Origin of the sequence: Streptomyces olivochromogenes, assembly GCF_021538895.1 — a bacterium.
GTDB lineage: Bacteria > Actinomycetota > Actinomycetes > Streptomycetales > Streptomycetaceae > Streptomyces > Streptomyces olivochromogenes_A.
This window is the reverse complement of record NZ_JADDRL010000256.1, coordinates 1-1,678: the sequence shown is the minus strand read 5'-3', so window position 1 is coordinate 1,678 and position 1,678 is coordinate 1. Positions and strand designations below refer to the sequence as shown.

1 protein-coding gene is annotated in these 1,678 nt (G+C 70.7%); it reads left to right on the top strand.

The window, feature by feature from the left end; translation table 11 throughout:
- Positions 1-125: 125 nt before the first annotated feature.
- On the top strand, positions 126-1,502 hold the full coding sequence (locus IPZ69_RS46670; RefSeq protein ID WP_235461007.1) for an IS1380 family transposase: 1,377 nt from the start codon (positions 126-128) through the stop codon (positions 1,500-1,502).
- The last annotated feature ends 176 nt before the right edge of the window (positions 1,503-1,678 follow it).

The window sequence follows — 1,678 nt, the reverse complement described above, 5'->3', positions numbered from 1 at the left end:
TAGCCTCGCGCTTTCATCAGGCGGGCTGTCCGGCTGGTGATCAAGAAAGCAGAAAGTGCCTCTGACCAGCGAGAATGAGGATTGCTGAGGTCCTTGTTCCCGCCACCGCCGGAGGCACTTTCCAGGTGAAGAAGCGTATCGGGTCCTACCCGCGTGTCCGCGTCGAGGGCGGCGGTCGCGGAGTCGTCTCGCAGGCCGGGGCCGTGCTGCTGGTCGAGACGGTCCGCAAGTCCGGTCTGGATGCGGCGATATCGGCGGCGCTCGTGCCGTGGCGCAAGCCGCGGGCGGTGCACGATCCGGGCAAGATCCTGCTGGATGTCGCGCTCGCCGTCGCACTGGGCGGGGACTGCCTGGCCGACGTTGCCGTACTGCGGGCCGAGCCGGCCGTGTTCGGGCCGGTGGCCTCCGACCCCACGGTCTCCCGGCTGATCAGCAAGCTGGCCTCGGGTGGAGATCGGGTCCTGGCCGCGCTGCGCGCCGCCCGTGCTGAAGTGCGCGAACACGTGTGGCGGTTGGCCGGGGATGCGGCGCCGGACGCCGGCGGGCAGGTGATCGTGGACATCGACGGGGTCCTCGTCCTGGCCCACTCCGAGAAGCAGGACGCCGCCGCGACCTGGAAGAAGACGTTCGGACACCACCCGCTGATGGGGTTCGTCGACCACGGCCGTGGAGGGTCAGGGGAGCCGGTCGTGGGCCTGCTGCGGCCCGGCAACGCGGGCTCCAACACCGCCGCCGACCACATCGAGGCCACCAGGTTGGCCCTGGCCCAGCTGCCGAAGCGGTTGCGGCGCGGCCGACAGACTCTGATCCGTACCGACTCCGGCGGCGGCACCCACGAGTTCGTCGCCTGGCTCGCCCAGCGCGGAAGGTGGCTGTCGTACTCGGTCGGCATGACCATCACCGACGCCATCCACCAGGCCGTCCTCAAGGTCCCGGCCTCGGCCTGGACACCGGCCGTGGAACCCGACGGCGACATCCGCGACGGCGCCTGGGTCGCCGAACTCGCCGGCGACTGCCTGACCGGCTGGCCCAACGGGCTGCGGCTGATCGTGCGCAAGGAACGGCCTCACCCCGGCGCCCAGTTGCGCTTCACCGACGCCGACGGCATGCGGTTGACCTGCTTCGCCACCAACACCATTCACGCACCGATCGCAGAACTGGAACTGCGCCACCGCCAGCGAGCCCGGGCCGAGGACCGCATCCGCGCCGCCCGCGCCACCGGCCTGCGCAACCTCCCCCTCCACGACACCGCGCAGAACCAGATCTGGCTGGAGATCATCCAGATCGCCCTCGACCTGCTGGCCTGGATGCCCCTGCTCGCCCTCACCGGCCAAGCCCGCCTGTGGGAGCCCCGCCGCCTGCGGCTCCGGCTGTTCTCCGCCGCCGCCCAGCTCATCACCACCGGCCGCCGCCGCTACCTCCGCCTCGCCAAGCACTGGCCCTGGACCGACGTGATCACCGATGCCCTGGACCGGCTCCACGCCCTCCCGAACCCCGGCTGACCAGCAGCGTTCCGTCCCTGCGAGCAGCATCACCCCGACCGGAGACGTGGAACCCGGCGCACACCCGACGCGACAACCGGGCCATCAGCCTGGCCAGACTCCGAAAACCCCCACCAGCACTCACCACAAAGGGTCCGTCAGCAGGCTGACGGCCCCTCATGAACGATCGAGGCTAG